This window comes from Novosphingobium sp. ZN18A2 (genome assembly GCF_036784765.1).
In the GTDB taxonomy this organism is placed as follows: domain Bacteria; phylum Pseudomonadota; class Alphaproteobacteria; order Sphingomonadales; family Sphingomonadaceae; genus Novosphingobium.
Genome location: NZ_CP136651.1, coordinates 1829256 through 1845086, shown reverse-complemented (window position 1 = coordinate 1845086; position 15831 = coordinate 1829256). Strand labels below are relative to the sequence as shown.

Annotated in this window: 10 protein-coding genes; 2 read left to right on the top strand and 8 right to left on the bottom strand. The window is 65.3% G+C overall.

Going from position 1 to position 15831, the window contains the following annotated elements; all coding sequences use genetic code 11:
* Positions 1 to 4 precede the first annotated feature (4 nt).
* The 8 genes from addA to RXV95_RS08875 form a co-directional block, all read right to left on the bottom strand.
* Positions 5 to 3520, bottom strand: coding sequence for a double-strand break repair helicase AddA (addA, locus tag RXV95_RS08910; RefSeq protein ID WP_338465700.1), 3516 nt, complete (start codon positions 3518 to 3520; stop codon positions 5 to 7).
* Entirely contained in the window at positions 3460 to 6471 is a 3012-nt protein-coding gene (gene addB / locus RXV95_RS08905; RefSeq protein ID WP_338468539.1) for a double-strand break repair protein AddB, read from the bottom strand. Before addB ends, addA begins: the two co-directional genes overlap by 61 nt.
* Positions 6467 to 7207 carry a nucleotidyltransferase family protein gene (locus RXV95_RS08900; RefSeq protein ID WP_338465699.1) on the bottom strand — a complete coding sequence of 247 codons (741 nt, stop codon included), beginning with the start codon at positions 7205 to 7207 and terminating at the stop codon, positions 6467 to 6469. The genes addB and RXV95_RS08900 overlap by 5 nt, the downstream gene beginning before the upstream one ends.
* Positions 7204 to 8190: a phosphotransferase gene (locus RXV95_RS08895; RefSeq protein ID WP_338465698.1), complete on the bottom strand. Its 987-nt coding sequence runs from the start codon at positions 8188 to 8190 to the stop codon at positions 7204 to 7206. The genes RXV95_RS08900 and RXV95_RS08895 overlap by 4 nt, the downstream gene beginning before the upstream one ends.
* Entirely contained in the window at positions 8181 to 8630 is a 450-nt protein-coding gene (gene tsaE / locus RXV95_RS08890; RefSeq protein ID WP_338465697.1) for a tRNA (adenosine(37)-N6)-threonylcarbamoyltransferase complex ATPase subunit type 1 TsaE, read from the bottom strand. The genes RXV95_RS08895 and tsaE overlap by 10 nt, the downstream gene beginning before the upstream one ends.
* Positions 8627 to 10969: a PAS-domain containing protein gene (locus RXV95_RS08885; protein ID WP_338465696.1), complete on the bottom strand. Its 2343-nt coding sequence runs from the start codon at positions 10967 to 10969 to the stop codon at positions 8627 to 8629. Before RXV95_RS08885 ends, tsaE begins: the two co-directional genes overlap by 4 nt.
* A 149-nt stretch (positions 10970 to 11118) precedes the next feature.
* The gene (gene ahcY, locus RXV95_RS08880) at positions 11119 to 12537 is read right to left on the bottom strand and encodes an adenosylhomocysteinase (protein WP_338465695.1); all 1419 of its coding nucleotides are present in this window, start codon (positions 12535 to 12537) and stop codon (positions 11119 to 11121) included.
* A 188-nt stretch (positions 12538 to 12725) separates the two neighbouring features.
* On the bottom strand, positions 12726 to 13217 hold the full coding sequence (locus tag RXV95_RS08875) for a hypothetical protein (protein ID WP_338465694.1): 492 nt from the start codon (positions 13215 to 13217) through the stop codon (positions 12726 to 12728).
* 198 nt (positions 13218 to 13415) lie between these two features.
* Between RXV95_RS08875 and RXV95_RS08870 the strand changes: the two genes are divergently transcribed.
* Both RXV95_RS08870 and RXV95_RS08865 read left to right on the top strand, forming a co-directional pair.
* Positions 13416 to 13895 carry a peroxiredoxin gene (locus tag RXV95_RS08870; protein ID WP_338465693.1) on the top strand — a complete coding sequence of 160 codons (480 nt, stop codon included), beginning with the start codon at positions 13416 to 13418 and terminating at the stop codon, positions 13893 to 13895.
* Positions 13896 to 14248: 353 nt separating this feature from the next.
* Complete coding sequence (locus RXV95_RS08865) at positions 14249 to 15820, top strand: peptidase S10 (RefSeq protein ID WP_338465692.1); 1572 nt, start codon at positions 14249 to 14251, stop codon at positions 15818 to 15820.
* Positions 15821 to 15831 lie beyond the last annotated feature (11 nt).

The following is a 15831-nucleotide window of genomic DNA, read 5'->3' as shown; positions in this document are numbered from 1 at the left end:
GCTGTCAGACTTGCGAGTCCAGCTTGTTGGCCTCGATCAGTGCATCGGGCAGCACGAACATTTCCGGCGTCTGGGTATAGAGCAGCGCCGCTTCTACCCGCCTGCCCGGATGGATCGCGCCCAGCGCCTGACCATAGGCGGCCATCTGCTTCAGATAGGCTGCGGGAATTTCCTCGATCCGCGTCGGCGGGCGGCGCGCCGTCTTGAAATCGACAATGCGGATTGCCGCATCGCCGATCACCAGCCGGTCGATCGTACCCGCAACCATCCGCCCGTCGACCAGCGCGGCCACCGGCACTTCGGCCAGCGAATCCTGCCCGAACACGTCCTGCCAGCCGGGATGGGACAGGACATTTACCGCGCGCCGCGCCATCGCAGTCCGTTCGGCCGGATCGATATCGTCCGCCATGCGCGCCAGCCATGCCTCTGCTGCCTCCATGCGTTGATCGGGCGCGCGTTCGGGCAGGCGTTCGATCAGCTTGTGCATCAGGGTGCCGCGCCTTGCCGCGGCAACAAGGCCGGGTCCGGGTTTGGGCGGCGGATCGGGCGCGTCCTCCTCCCCCAGCGACGATGGGGCCAGCGGGCGCGGGGGGCGCGGTTCGGGGCCGACCGGCGTGAGCAGCCAGTCGGGCAGGTCCACGGGTGCAACCGATGAAACGCCGGTATCGGACGGTGGGGCAGACCGCGTGGAAAGCGCGCCCCATTCAGCGCAACCGCCCCACAAGGGATCGCTTTGCCAGGTATCGTCCGGAAACAGCGCCGCTAGCTTGCCGTACCAGCTTTCCGGCGGCGGCGCGGTTTGTCGCTTGCCCAGCGCGCCGCCGATGAACAGCGCCTCCTCGGCGCGGGTCATCGCAACATAGAGCAGGCGCCAGTGCTCCTCACGCTCCGCTTTCGCGGCTTCCGTTTCGGCAAGCAGGACCGGCCCCGCCTTTTCCTCCTTGCGCAGCGGCGGCAGCGGAACCTTGTGCGGCTTGCCCCCGATCACCCGTTCTTCCAGTTCCAGCCCGCGCGGCGGCGCGCTTTCGGGATCATCCACCGCATCGGCCAGAATCACGATCGGCGCTTGCAGGCCTTTCGCCCCATGCACCGTCATCACGCGCACCATGCCGCCCGACTGGTCGGATTCGCGCTTCAACTCCCCCTCGCCCGCATCGAACCATTGCAGGAACCCGGCAAGGCTGGGCGTGCCGCTTGCCGCGAAGGCCATGGCGGCATTCAGCAATTCGTCAACCGGATCGTTCACTTCGCGCCCCAGCCGTGCAACCAGCTTTCGCCGTGCCTGCCACGGCCCGGCAATCAACCAGTGGAGCAGTTCCTGCGGCGGGGAAAGATCGGCGCGGGCCAGAACGGCGCGCAACATCTCCATCGCCGGATGCGTTTGCGCGCTTTCCGTGGCGCGCAAGTGGTCCCACAGGTGGAGGCCCTTGTCGCGATAGGCGTGGTCCAGCAGGTCTTTCTGGCTCCAGCCGATCAGCGGGGACACCAGCAAGTTCGCAAGGTTCAGGTCGTCCAGCGGTTGCAGCGCAAAACGCAGCGCCGCGACAAGGTCTTTCACCGCCAGCGGCGCACCCAGGCGAAGCCGGTCGACACCCGCCACGGGAACGCCCTGCGCGTGGAGCCGCGCGACGATCAGCCCGGCGAGATCCTTGCGCTTGCGGACCAGCACCATGATGTCGCCGGCCTGCGCGTTGCGCTGGTGCTTTTCGAGATAGACCCCGGTTTCCAGCCACGCGCGCACCTGCCGGGCCAGTGTATCGGCCAGCATACGGTCAGGGCGCGAGAGCCAGTTGTTGCCGTCGCCTGCGCCTTCGTCCTCCGGCTCGTCCTCTTCATCGGCTGACTGCCCCACGGGCCGCCACAGCGCCACAAGGCCCGGCCGGTCTTCACCCACGTGCGCTTCGGGCGGTTGCTGCAGTCCCAGCCCGGCATACCCGATATGCCCGATCGCGCGGTCCACGAACTCAAGGACAGGCCGCGCCGTGCGGTACGAGCGGCCCAGCCCGAGGTCGAGCAGTTCACGGTCCGCGTCACGCGACGCTTCGGCAAGGCCGAACAGTTCGTCGCGCACGCGCTGGCGTGCACGGTCGAAGTTTTCCGGGCTGGTGCCCTGAAAGCGGAAGATCGCCTGCTTGTAATCGCCCACCACGAACAGCGTGCGCATCGCATCGCCGTGCTGCCCCTCGCCCGAAAAGAAATCGCCGATCAGCCCGTCCAGCACGATTTCCCATTGCGCGGCGTTGGTATCCTGCGCCTCGTCCACAAGGATGTGATCGAAGCGCCGGTCCAGCTTGTATCGCACCCATTCGCCCAGTTCGCGCCGCTTGAGCAGGTCAGCGGCGAAGCGGATCTGGTCATCGAAATCGATATAGCTTTCGCGCTTCTTGGCCGCATCCCACGCGATGGCGAAGCGGCGGCCAAGCGTGAGCGCGGCGTCCAGCAGGTCTGCCAGCGCAACAAGCGCCTTGCGTTCGCGTACCGCTTCGATGCTGGCAATCACCCGCGCGGCATATGTGCTGTATTCGGGGTCTCGCTTGTCGAGGCTCGTCGTCGATCTCGGTTCGCCTTTCGCCGTCAGGAATTGCCTGCAAAAGTCCTCGAACCCGGCAAGCCGCGCCTGCGCATCGGCTGCCAGCCAGTCTCCCATCGCATTGGCTGCGGCGATGCCCGTCTTCGTGCCCCATTCGGCATTCACGGCCATGCAGTATCGCACAGAGGCGATATCGAATGCATCGTCGGCGCACAGCGTGGCACAGGCGACGGTTCCGTCCACTTCCTGCGGCGGAAGGCCGATCACGCCATTGATGCGCGAACGCAGCGGCTCATTCCATGACCCCGCGCCGAACCACAGGTCGCGCGCGGCGGCGCAGCGCAACAGGAAGGTTTCCAGCGCGCTCTGGTCCATCCTCAGGCTCAGGTCCGCCAGCGTATCCAGCAGCGCATCGTCGCCGCGTTCGTCGGCCTCGATCAGCAAATCCGCCAGCACCTGGCGCAGCAGCAGATCGCGATCGCGGTCTTCCATCGCCCGCGTGCCGGGCGTCAACCCCGCCTCGACCGGAAAGGCGGAAAGCAGCCATTGCGAAAAGGCATGGATCGTTTCGATCCGCAGCCCGCCACCCGGACAATCGAGCACGGCGGCAAAGCGGCTGCGCGCGCGTTTGCGCGTGGCATCGTCCACCGGCGCGCCGATGTGATTGAGTTCGGCGGCCAGCCTTGCATCGTCAAGCCGCACCCAGCGCGCCAGCACGTCGTTCACGCGCGTCGCCATTTCCGCGGCGCCGGCCTTTGTGAAGGTCAGGCACAGCACGTGTTCGGGCTCCACGTCCTGTTGAAGCAGCAGGCGCAGCACGCGAGCGGAAAGAACCTGCGTCTTGCCCGTGCCGGCTGAAGCGGAAAGCCATACCGTGCGCATCGGATCGACCGCGCGCGCCTGGTTGTCCTTCAGGGGGAAGACCTTGCTCACGCCGCGTCTCCCGAAGCGCCTTCTTCGCCGTCGTTCCGGCGGCTGCGGCCCTGCCATTCGTCAAGCCGCATCAACTGGTCGTAATCGGTGTAACCGGGCAGGTCCGGGTTGAGCCGCGCGGTGAACGGCTCCTCGCCCAGTATCCATCGCGCGATTGCTTCGCGCAGGTACTCGCCGGTTATCGGAACGAAGTCTTCGGGCATCAGTTCGGCGCGGTTGTTCGCCGTTTTCACCGGGCTGGCGACATAGCCGAACCCCCTGGCCTTGTTGCGCGCCATGGACCAGTATTCGAAAGCGACCGGATCGCCCGAAAGATCGCGGAATCCGCCTTCGCGCGCGATCAGGCCGATCAGGCCGAGTTGCAGCGAAAACCCTTCGCGCACCATCCTGGCGGATGGGGGCATACCCGTCTTGTAATCGACGATCGCCAGCGATCCGTCTTCAAGCCGGTCGATCCTGTCGGCGCGGCCGAATACCTTGATGCCGTCAACCCGGATATCGCCCCACTGCTCCCACAGCGCGGGCTTGCGCCCCTGCCCCAGCAGCGCGTCGGTATGCTCTTCCACCCAGGCCAGCGCGTTCACAAGGCGCGGCCGCCATAGCGCGGCCATGAAAGGATGCGTGCTCATCTCCGCAAGTTTGCGCTCCGCCAGCGGAATCAGTTCGCCGGGCGGCGTCCCCGCTTCGTGCCAGAGTTGCAGTATCTCGTGGACGGCCATGCCCCGCCATGCGGGCGTGGGATCGGAATCGAGCGGGTCGAGCGTCTTCAGCCTCAGGATCGACGCGGCATAGAACTGGTATGGATCGCCCCGCAGCCTGTCGAGCGCGGTTACCGCGATATCGACGCGCCGCTGCTCTGCAGACGGCATGGGCATGGGTTGCGGATAGGGGGCGGACTGCGGCGCATCGTCGATGGCGCCTGCCAGCGCCACGGCGCGCGTTTCTTCATGGGCCTTGCTTGCACGATCGCCCAGCATCGCCCGGATGCGCAGCAGGAAGCGAGACGGGATCGCCGGACCTTCGGCATCGCGTGCCGCATGGCTCAAGACCACTTCGGGCGCGCCCAGTGCGGCGGCAAGGTCATGCGCGGCAAGGCCGATACGGAAATCCGCGCCGGGAATGCCAAGGGCGCGCAGCACCGCCGGGGCAAGCAGGGGATCGACCGATGGAACGCCCGGCCAGACGCCCTCGGCCATCCCGCCGCAGATCACCAGGTCCGCGCGGCTCATGCGCGCTTCCAGCAAACCGTATATCGCAAGACGCGGATGCCCGCCCCACGGGGGACGCACCGCCACTTCATCCAGCGCATCGCGCAACAGGGCCGGCAACTCCGCCGGACGCACCGCAAGGCGGGCGTTCGCGGCGGCAAGGCTCCATTGTTCGATGAACTGCGCCAGCGCGCGGCCATCTGGGCGCGACCACAGCGCCTCTCCGCACAAGTCCTCGGCCACTTCGGCAAGCAGGGCCAGCCACTCGCCCAGCGTTACATCATCGGTGCGCTGGAACAGCGGCGAAAGCGCGGTGGCGGGTTCGTCCCACCACTGCGCAAGCTGCGGGAAGCGCCGCGCAATGCCCGTCCCGCGCAGATGATCGCGCACACCGGCAAGGCCCGGCCCCGGACGGGGACCGCGCAGCGCAAGGTCAAGCTGGCGCACATGGTCAAGCCAGGCGGCGCGCCGTCCGTCCGCGCGCACCAGCGGATGACCGAGCAGCGCCAGCAGCGGAACGGGCGCCGCGTGTTCCGCCAGCACTTCGGACAAATGCAGCAACAGCCGCCCGGCAGGCGTCTGCGGCAAGGGCCGTCCGGCGGAATCGTCTGCAACGATGTTCCAGCGGGAAAGCAGCGCAACAACCCGCGCGGCAAGGTTGCGATCGGGCGTGACCACCGCAACGCGCTTTTCCGGCACGACCAGCGCCTCGCGCGCGAGTATGGCGATGGATTGCGCTTCCTCTTCGGGATGGGCGCATTTCATCAGCCGCACACCCGAAAGCCGTCGGTCCTCCGCCGACAGTTCGGCCCAGACGGCGCTCGCTTCCGGCGGCAGGAACAGGTTCGATATCGCGCGGCTGCGTTCGGGCCGTGCCGGACTGACGCCCGAGCGGTGCCACGGCTGAACCTCTCCGCGCGCCAGCCCCATGCGATTGAGCAGCAGCTTCAGGTGATATTGCGGATGGGTAACCGCATCGCCGCGCGCAAAGGGCGGTTCCCCCTCCCCGGCGGGAGCGCCCGCGTTGCCAAGCGAGTCCCACACCTCGTCCGGCATCGACAGGTCAAGGTCGGGAAGGATCACCGCGCCACTTTCAAGGTCGGCGATGCTGCGCAGCAATCGCGCAACGGCGGGGGACGCGGACGTTACGCCCGCCGCGACCACCGGGTGCGGCGGCGGCGCTTCGCGCCATGCCTTCGCCGCGTGATCCAGCAGACGGTTGCGCCGCTCCGGCGGATCGACCTCGCCGCGCACATCAAGCTCTATGGCCCAGCGCGCCTGAACGCGGGCAAAGGTGCGCAGCGAATCCATCCAGTGTTCGGCCAGATCGCCCAGATCCAGATCGAGCAGGCGCGATGGCGGCACGTCTTCAACCGATAGCCGGTCCATGCTGCGCACGATGCTGCGCGCCTGGCGCAGCAAGGCCGACTCGCCGGGCGCCTCGTCGCCCATTTCCTCTTTCAGGAACTGCGCCACCCGCAAAAGCCGGAATGCGGGATCGCACGCCGGGGGAATGCCCGCCCCCGCGCCGATGGGATCGAGCAACGGCCCCAGCGTCTCGTCTATATCCAGATCGCCTACCACCGCCATGCGGGGCAGCAGCAAGCCCCCGTCCGATGCCCTGACGAACGCTTCCGTAACGGTGCGCGCGGTGCGGCGGCTGGGGAGCAGAAGGGTCAGCCGCGCAAGGCCGAAGCGGTCTTCCCGGTATCGCGGGATCAGGCCCGCCACCAGGGCATCGGCAAAACCGCGATGCGCGGCGATCGAATAGACGCTTGGCCGCTGCCTCGACACGTCAATCGTGCTGGGTCAGCGCGGCTTCGGTGGGCGCGATCATCTCAGGCGCGCCGACTTCATACCACTGGCCGGTAAAGGCCGTGCCATAAAGCCGGCCTTCTGCAATCGCCCGCTCCCACATCAGCATGTTGCCGAACGCCCCTTCGGGCGCGTCGCGGAACAGGCGCTGCGAAACAAGCTGGATACCGCCATAGATGAACGGCGCCACCTTGCGCGGCAGGCGGCGCGTTATGCGCCCTTCCGCATCCATGTGAAAATCGCCAAGCCCGCGATAGTTGAACGCGCGCGGGTGCGGCACCATCAGCAGCAAGGCATCCATATGCTCCGGATTCCAGATGGTGCTGAGCTGCGCAAAGACGTCCTGCGGACCGTCCAGCCAGACATTGTCCGAATTAAGGCAGAAGAACGGATCGGCATCGATCAGCGGCAATGCCCTGACCACGCCGCCCCCGGTTTCAAGCAGCTTTTCGGTCTCGTCCGAAATCGCGATTTGCGGGGCATTGCGTTTGGCAAGGTGCGCGCGCATCGCATCGGGCAGGTAATGGACGTTTACCACCGCGCGCGCAACGCCCGCTTCCTCCAGCTTGTCCAGGCAGCGGTCGATCAGCGTTTGTCCGGCCACGCGCACCAGCGGTTTGGGGCGTGTCGCGGTAAGCGGACGCATACGCTTGCCAAGGCCCGCCGCCAGCACCATTGCCACATCGCTGGCAAGCGGTTGTGCAGCCTTCGTGTCACTCATGACTTGAACGATCCTCCACCCGCTGCACGGATGTCTTCGGGAATGTTCGCGTCGAACCAGCGCGCGACCGGCGCCAGAGCGGGATGCGCAAGATCGCGCTCGAGCAGTCCCCACACGCGCGGAATAAGGTCCAGATAGCGCGGCTTGCCATCGCGCTTCCACAAGCGGACGAAAATGCCGACGATCTTGGCGTTGCGCTGCGCGCCGAGCCGCGCATAATCGCCAGCGAAGTCCGCGCCGGGCTGCGCCTTCTCCACGTAATGGTCCAGCATCGCGCGTTCGAGATCGGGCGATACGTCACGGCGCGCGTCCTGCAACAGCGAAACAAGGTCATAGGCCGGATGGCCGACCAGTGCGTCCTGAAAATCGAGCAATCCCTGCCGGTCCGGCCCGCCCGCCAGCATGATGTTCTCCGCATGGTAATCGCGCAGCACCGTCACGCCCGGCCGCTGCCGGGCAAGCAACCGCACCAGCACGTCCTGCCACGCTGCATCCCAGCCCGCCGCGTCCACGTTCAGCCCGCGCGCGGGACAATACCATTCGGTGAACAGCCGTGTTTCGCGCCGGTATTCGGCCAGGTCATAGGAATTGAACGGTCCCGGCGGCAGGCGATGCAGCGCAACCAGCGTGTCGATCGCATGGCCGTAAATCGCGCGTTCTTCCTGCGGTCGCTCGTCAAGGAACTCGCGCATCCTGACGTCACCGAAATCTTCCAGCAGGACAAACCCCTCGCCCTCCTGCTCGGCATAGATCACCGGCGCGCGCAGCCCGTTGGCATCGAGCCATTTTGCCGCGCGGATAAAGGGAACCGGGTTTTCTTCGGGCGGCGGCGCGTGCATCAGCATGGCGTCGCCGCGCCGGGGATGCCGGATACGGAAATAGCGCCGGAACGATGCATCGCCCGGCAACGGCTCTATCGCCGCACCGGCCCATCCGGCATCGGCAAGGAAGGTTTCAGCGCCCTTTGGCCCGGTCATGTCCATATCGGCCGCTCTAGCCAATCGGCGCCGCGCTCGACAATCGCAAAGCGCGCGCCATCCACGTTTTCCAGCGCAATCGAAAGGCAGGCCGGCTCATGCGTGAAACCGCCCGCGTGATCGGGCCATTCGGCGATCATCGCCGCGCCGTGGCGATAATCGTCAAGCCCCAGTTCTTCCACTTCCGACGGGTCTTCAAGCCGGTAGAAATCGGCATGGACCAGCGGCAGCCCGACGGATGGCGGCTCGTAAAGCTCAATGATCGCAAAGCTGGGTGAGGGAACTTCGCCTTCATGGCCGAGAGCGGCGATGATCGCGCGGGCGAGCGTTGTCTTGCCCGCCCCCAGTCCGCCGCTCAACGCCACCACGTCGCCGGGGCGCAGCGCATCGGCGATGCGTGCGCCCAGCGCTGCCGTCGCTTCCATGTCGGGAAGCGCGATCTTCACGGCAGTGTCACGATCGCACTGGTGCCCTCACCCGGTTCGGACAGCAGTTCCAGCTTTCCGCCGTGCGCTTCGACGAACTGGCGGACAAGCGGCAGGCCCAGCCCTTGCCTGCGTTCCACCGTGCGCCCGTCCGCGCTGACCTTCAGCCCTTCGAGCGCGCGGACCAGCACGGCCGGTTCCATGCCCTTGCCGTTATCGGATACCACCACGCGCACCCCGGCCTTCCGGCGCGACGCTTCGACAAGGATCCGGCCGCCCTTCATGGTGGCGTCGATAGAGTTGTCGATCAGTTGCCCGAATGCACGTTTCAGCTTTCGCGCATCGCCGGTGACGCTGCCGACCGACTTGTCTCCGCGCAGATCGAGCGTGATGCCGGCGTCGGCCAAACGTCCTTCCCGTTCCCGCACCACCTCGGTCAACAACCGGAAAAGATCGACCGGGTCCTGCGCCAGCGGCAGCGTACCCGCTTCGCTCTGCGACAGGTCGAGCACGTTTTCGATCTGGCCGCCCAGGCGTTCTACCGATGACAGGATGGCGGCGACATATTCCTTTGCCTGATCGCTCAGGTCGCCCGCCATGCCGCTTTGCAGCAGTTCCGCAAAGCCGCCGATGGAGGTTAGCGGCGTGCGGAATTCATAGCTCATGTTGGCGATGAAGCGCGTTTTCACCGCGTCGGCTTCCAGCAACGCCTCGTTGCGTTCGCGCAGCGCGGCTTCGGCTTTTTGCGAATCGGTGATGTCCAGCACGGTCAGCAACCCGTTGCCGTCGGGAAGCGGCACGCCCGCCAGTTCGAGGAACCGCCCGTCGGAAAGCGCAACGCGCCCGCGCCTGCTCTTGCGTTCCAGTGTCGCCGCGCGGATCACCTGGCCGATCGCCCCCACTTGCGCGGGACGGACAAGCGTTTTCGAAATACGCGTCAACAGGATGTCCGCGCGCGGATGCGTGTCGAGGAAACTGTCCTCCAGCCCCCAGTCCGCGGCGAACCGCCGGTTCCAGATCTGCAGCTTTCCGTCGGGCGCGAACACCGCGAGCGATTCGAACAGGTTGTCGAACGTGGCGGTGCGCGTGCGCAGCAGCGTATCGCGCGCCGAAGAGAGCTGGAGTTGCTCGGTCCGGTCCTCGAAAATCATCAGCAAGCCGCCGTCCGGCATCGGTTGACCGACGACGCGCAAATGCGTGCCGTCTTTCAGGTGCCAGGCTTCTTCCTTCGGCTCTGTCGCCAGGAACCAGCCCTGCCGTTCGCGCCGCCACTCGGGAAAGTCGCGAACTTCGGGAAGCCGCCCGCCATCGCGCATCCGGTCAAGCACCCGGTCGAACGGCGGCGCATCTGCGATCCACGCGGGCGCGATGGAGAACACGCGAAGGAACGGCTGGTTGGCGAAAACAAGGTTCCGCTTGTCATCGAACTGCGCGATGCCCGCAGACAGCGTATCGAGCATATCGCGATGCGCCTCGCGGAAACGGCGGAACTGGCGTGTTTCCTCTTCCAGTTCCTCTATATCCACCGCGTAGCCGGCGATGCCCTGTTCGCCCAGCGGCTGGTCGACCACGCGCATTGAGCGACGCTCTCCATGCACGGTAACGGTAACGATCCGCTCCACCGGCTGCCCGCGCGCGAATGATTGCGCGGCCACTTTCGCGGCAGACAGGCCATCCACCGGTTCGACGAGTTCCACCTGGTCGGCCACCACCGTGTCGCCGCCCTCCACGCCCACGGCTTCGCAATAGGCAGAATTCACGATCTGCAATTTCGCATCGGGGCCGCGGAACCACATGGCCATCGGCGCGGCTTCGATCAGGCCCGCGAGACCAGCGAAATCCGATCGGGCGCGCGCTGCTTCGGACCGCAGCTTGCGCAGTTCCGCCTCGCTGTCGGAAAAATCGAACACCCAGCAAAGCGCCGCGCCGCCGGGCGAAACCTCGGGATCTGCCAGGTGCCCTTTTACCGCCAGCGCCGTCTCCCCGCCGCGCGGACGCAGCGCAAGGCGGAAGGGCGCGCCCGTCTTCTGCGCCAGCCGCACGGCGTCTGTCAGGCGGGAAAGCTGGACTTCGTCAAGCCCGCGCGTTCCGGCATCGAGTTCGGTAAGATAGCCGGGCATCCGGTCAAGCCCGAACCACCCGGCCAGACGCGGCGGCCCCTCAATCCGCCCGTCGGCACGCACCAGCAGCGGAAGAGCGGGCGATTCGTCCACCATCCGCCCCAGCCGACGCGCCATTCGCTGGCTTGCCTCTGCCCGGCGCACCCGGCGCCGCGCCGCCAGAATCGCCCAGACCGCCGCAATCGTCCATGCAGCGACGAGCAGGGCGATCAGGACAAGCGCGAAACGATCCGGGATCATGCCAGCATCGCTATGACGCAGGGCGCAAGATTACAACAACGAGACTGCGCGGAAACGGGGGATGGAAACGCAAAAGGGCCCCGCATCGTGCGGAGCCCTTTCCATCGCGGTGACCAATACGGGCCGATCCGGTCAATAGCGCCGGCCAATCAATACCGGTAGTGATCCGGCTTGAACGGGCCTTCCTGCGGCACACCGATATAGTCGGCCTGCTTCTTGCTCATCTTGGTCAGCTTCACGCCCAGCTTTTCAAGGTGGAGCGCGGCCACCTTTTCATCGAGGTGCTTGGGCAGCACGTAAACGCGGTTTTCGTACTGGTCGTTCTTGGTGAACAGTTCGATCTGCGCCAGCGTCTGGTTCGTGAAACTGCTGCTCATCACGAAGCTCGGGTGTCCGGTGGCGCAGCCCAGGTTCACCAGGCGGCCCTTGGCCAGGATCATGATCTGCTTGCCATCGGGAAATTCGACAAGGTCGGTGCCCGGCTTCACTTCGGTCCACTTGTAGTTGTCGAGCGCCGAAATCTGGATTTCGCTGTCGAAATGGCCGATGTTGCACACGATGGCCATGTTCTTCATCGCCTTCATGTGTTCGGCGGTGATCACGTCTTCGTTGCCCGTGGCGGTGACGAAGATATCGCAGCGGGTCACCGCTTCTTCCATCGTCACCACTTCATAGCCTTCCATCGCGGCCTGAAGCGCGCAGATCGGATCGACTTCGGTAACCATCACGCGCGCGCCGCCCTGACGCAGCGACGCGGCCGAGCCCTTGCCGACATCACCGAAGCCGGCGACGCAGGCAACCTTGCCGGCCAGCATCACGTCGGTCGCGCGGCGGATCGCGTCGACCAGCGATTCCTTGCAGCCATAGAGGTTGTCGAACTTCGACTTGGTAACGCTGTCGTTCACGTTGATCGCGGGGAAAGGCAGCTTTCCGTCCTTGGCGATCTGATAAAGACGGTGAACGCCGGTTGTCGTCTCTTCCGAAACGCCCTTGATGTGAGCAACCGACTGCGTGAGGTATCCCGGCTTCGCCTTGAGGAACGCCTTCAGCGCGCGAACGAACTCGATTTCCTCGGCATTCGACGGCTCGAACAGGTCTTCGCCTGCCTCCACGCGCGCGCCCCACAGCGCGAACATCGTGGCGTCGCCGCCGTCGTCGAGGATCATGTTCGCGGTGCGGTTCGGCTCGTCAGGCGTGGACCAGTCGAAGATACGGCCCACATAGTCCCAATAGTCCGAAAGGCTTTCACCCTTGATCGCAAAAACCGGAATGCCGGCGGCGGCGATGGCGGCGGCGGCGTGGTCCTGCGTCGAGAAGATGTTGCACGTGGCCCAGCGCACTTCGGCACCCAGCGCGACGAGGGTTTCGATAAGCACGGCGGTCTGGATCGTCATGTGCAGTGAGCCGGTGATCCGCGCACCTTTCAGCGGCTGCGACGGGCCGAATTCCTCACGCAGGGCCATCAGGCCCGGCATTTCGGTTTCGGCAATGGCAATCTCCGCACGGCCGTAATCGGCGAGCGAAAGGTCCTTGACGACATAGTCCTTGGCGTCGAGCGCGGTGGCCACGAAGCAATCTCCTGGGTGAATTGAACAGTTAAGGTCCGCGCGCCGGCCCGCGTTCGGAAACCGGCGCGATAATGCGCCTGCCCTTAGCCGCTCGACTGCGCGAGGGCAAATATAAAGAGATCTTTATATCGGTTGGTGAAACAGGCGCCTGCCGTTGCGCATGCGACCGTGCGCCTTCTCCGCCAGGTTCAGTGCGTGCGTGCGATGCGGCGGGTGCAGCCCGGTGTGATCACGCGGTCGGCGATCAGGTTATCCGCCGCGCGGGCAAGGTCGTCGTTCGAGCCGTCTGCCAGTGCCTGCGCCATTGCGCGCAACGCGCCGCAATCCGGGCTGTCACCGTCCGTGACCCGCTGCGCCGTCGCGGAATCCATGTAATCGATGGCATTTGACGCCCACGCCCTTCCCATGCCGACCGAGAAGCGTGCGAGCATGACCTCTTTCGCGGCCCCAAGTGCTTCTTCATGACGAGCGGAAAAGCGCCGGTAATCGGCCCGGTAGTTGTCGGCTCCGGCCTCGCAGCGCGTCACCCCGGCCATCAGGACTACATTCAATTGCTGAAGCCGCGCCGCTTCTGTCACAGGCTGCGGCCAGCACGATGCGGCATACACCGGCGGCGCGGCCAGAACCGCCGCAAAGGCCCCGATCAGGGCCGTTCTACAATGTCCTATCGAAAGGATCACTTGCCCGTACCTCCGGCCGGCATTTGTAGCACCGCTGGTTTGGATTCGGCTTTCCGATCCTGGTTAATCGCGGGTTGCCGGGGCTGGTAAACGCGTCGCAAGCCTTTGCGGCCGGTTGCGCTGCCATGCGCGGCGCCTATATCCGCTGACGCAACTCAATTGCGACAATTGGCAAGATGCGATGAAAGGAACAAGGCGATGACAATTTCCGTTGGAGACAGGCTGCCGGACGTGAAGCTGGTCATGGCGACCGCGAACGGACCCGAAGCCGTGCAGTCCGCCGACTATTTCAAGGGCAAGCGCGTTGCGCTGTTCTCCGTCCCCGGCGCCTTTACGCCGACCTGTTCCGCCAAGCACTTGCCGGGCTTTGTCGAAAAGGCGGGCGCACTGAAGGAAAAGGGCATCGACGAGATCGCCTGCACCGCGGTTAACGATGCCTTCGTCATGGGTGCGTGGGGCGCCTCCGCAGGCGCGGACGCAGTAACCATGCTGGCCGACGGCAACGCCGATTTCGCAAAGGCCGTGGGCCTTACCATGGACGGTTCGGGCTTTGGCCTGGGCACCCGCGGCCAGCGGTTCTCGATGGTTGTCAACGATGGCGTGGTCGAAAAGCTCAATGTCGAAGCGCCCGGCGACTTCAAGGTTTCGAGCGCCGAATTCATGCTGCAGGAACTCTGACCTCCAGCCCTCATCGCTTTGGCGCTTCCGGTCCCGGACAATGGTCCCGGACCGGACGCCGGAGCCAGGCTTTGATAGCCGCCATTTCCCCAAACACACAGGATCGACGCTCGTCGAGCGTCATATGTAATTCGTCGAACCGGACGGCATCCGGAATAACCGGGGCAAGGTTCGTCCGGCGGCGCGCTGACGTGGCCATTGCGGCGACTTTCCGCCGAACCGGGAGATGAAGCCTCCCTCCACAAGCTACCTTGAACCTGAAGGAATGGCGTGACCGGCGCCGTCCCCGGCCCCTTGCGCGGCACGTTGCAGCGCGGCATCGTCGCAATTGTTACCGAAACGGGGGGAATTTCATGCGCCGCAAAATCCTGTGCTCAACCTTGCCGCTGCTGTTCGTCGCCATGGCATCGCCGCTGGCAGCGCAGGACGGGAAATCGCCCGATCCCGCAAAGGGCGGCGACCACAAGAAAGAAATGGTCGCGGCAGCAGAAAACGCATGGGCGAAGCCGCCGGTCGATGAACAGAGTTCCACCAGCAAGGGCAGCGTTACGGTGCGGGGGCAGAAGATCGCCTATACCGCGACCGCCGGCACGCTGACGATCCGCGACGATAGCGGCAAGCCTACCGCCAGCGTGTTCTACACCGCCTATACCCGCGACGGCGTGCGTTCAAAGAACCGCCCGGTCACGTTCCTTTACAATGGCGGCCCCGGCTCCGCCACGATCTGGCTGCGCATGGGCAGCTTCGGCCCCTATCGCGTCGCCACCGACAGCCCGATCTATGTGCCGCCGGCGCAATATTCGCTCGCGCCCAACCCGGATTCGCTGCTCGACAAGACCGACCTTGTGTTCATCGATGCGGTCGGCGCCGGCTATTCGCGCCCGCTTGGCGACAAGACCGGCAAGGATTTCTGGGGCGTGGACCAGGATGCCGATGCCTTCGCGCGCGCCATCGCCCGCTATGTCGCGAAGAACGATCGCTGGAACAGCCCCAAGTTCCTGTTCGGCGAAAGCTATGGCACGCTGCGTTCGCCCGTGGTCGGTTCGCTTCTCGAACAGCGCGGCATCAGCCTGAACGGCATCGCCCTGCTGTCGACGATCCTGAATTACGGTGTGCGCCAGCCCGGATACGACCAGGATTATATGGGCCTTCTGCCCACTTTCGCGGCAACCGCATGGTATCACAACCGCATCCCCAACCGTCCGGCCGACCTGAAGACCTTCCTGGACGAGGTTCGCGCCTTCGATTCCGGCGCCTATGCCGCGGCGCTGGCCAAGGGCGACAATATCTCCGACGCGGAAAAGCGGCAGGTCGCACAGCAGATGTCCGCCTATATCGGGCTGTCCTCCGAATATATCATGCGTGACAACCTGCGCGTTTCGCTATGGCATTTCATGACGGAATTGCTGCGAGACAAGGGGCTGTCCACCGGGCGTCTCGACACGCGCTATACGCTTGACGTCAGCGATGCGAACGCCGCGTTCCCCGATGACGACCCCGCCTCGACCGCGATCACCGGCGCCTATGTTGCAAGCTTCCGCGACTATCTGTCCAACCGGCTCGGCTACAAGACAGACCTGCCCTACAAGCTGTCCGCGCGCGACAGCACGTTCGACTGGGACTGGTCGCATGAGGCGGCGGGCGAACGGTGGAAGCAGAACAATCCCAACACCGCGGTGGACCTTGCCGCCACGATGCGCACGAACACATCGATGAAGGTGCTGTTCCTCAACGGATATTACGATGCGGCCACGCCGTTCTATTCGACCGAGTTTGACGCCGCGCACATGATGCTGCGGCCCGAACTGCGCAAAAACATCAGCTTCACCTATTATGACGCGGGGCACATGATCTATCTGAACCCGCGCGCCCTCACCAGGATGCACGACGACGTGGCGGCCTGGATCGACAGCGCCACGCGCTGACAAGACTATTG

Bases quoted from the DNA above. Each gene is read 5' to 3' on its own strand.
- RXV95_RS08870 (WP_338465693.1), top strand. From the start codon at position 13,416: ATGACAATTTCCGTTGGAGACAGGCTGCCGGACGTGAAGCTGGTCATG.
- RXV95_RS08895 (WP_338465698.1), bottom strand. From the start codon at position 8,190: ATGGACATGACCGGGCCAAAGGGCGCTGAAACCTTCCTTGCCGATGCC.
- RXV95_RS08865 (WP_338465692.1), top strand. From the start codon at position 14,249: ATGCGCCGCAAAATCCTGTGCTCAACCTTGCCGCTGCTGTTCGTCGCC.
- RXV95_RS08885 (WP_338465696.1), bottom strand. From the start codon at position 10,969: ATGATCCCGGATCGTTTCGCGCTTGTCCTGATCGCCCTGCTCGTCGCT.
- RXV95_RS08900 (WP_338465699.1), bottom strand. From the start codon at position 7,207: ATGAGTGACACGAAGGCTGCACAACCGCTTGCCAGCGATGTGGCAATG.
- addA (WP_338465700.1), bottom strand. From the start codon at position 3,520: ATGGCAGGGCCGCAGCCGCCGGAACGACGGCGAAGAAGGCGCTTCGGG.